The sequence below is a fragment of the Muriicola sp. Z0-33 genome (assembly GCF_026126425.1).
Lineage (GTDB): Bacteria > Bacteroidota > Bacteroidia > Flavobacteriales > Flavobacteriaceae > JAFMPW01.
The window spans coordinates 1-365 of the sequence record NZ_JAFMPW010000045.1 but is presented as its reverse complement, the minus strand read 5'-3'; the positions used below and the strand labels follow the sequence as shown (position 1 = coordinate 365).

The window sequence follows — 365 nt, the reverse complement described above, 5'->3', positions numbered from 1 at the left end:
GCATCGTCTAAAGCAGAAAGATCTACTGTAGTGGAGGCACCATTTTCAATATCAATCTGAAGTACATTGGCACCGCTTAAAGAGGCCCCTGTTAAATTCTGATTGTCCGTTCCTACTAGAGAAGAAAGATCAACAACCTGATTGGTACCGTTTTCTATTCCTATGGTAAGATCTGTTCCTGAAAGTCCGGAACCAGCTATATTCTGATCATCCGTACCGGCATCATCTAAATGCGATAAATCTACAGTCTGACTGGTACCATCTTCGATACCTACTGTCAGTACATTGGTTCCTGCATCTACAGCAAGGCTTTCGATATTCTGATCATCCGTACCTACTAAGGATGAAAGATCAACTACTTCGTT

The 365-nt window shown here is 41.9% G+C and carries 1 protein-coding gene; it reads right to left on the bottom strand.

Annotated elements, in window-relative coordinates; all coding sequences use genetic code 11:
- Window positions 1-365 (bottom strand): hypothetical protein (locus tag J1G40_RS18295; protein ID WP_265244107.1); only part of this gene is annotated, 365 nt, incomplete at both ends.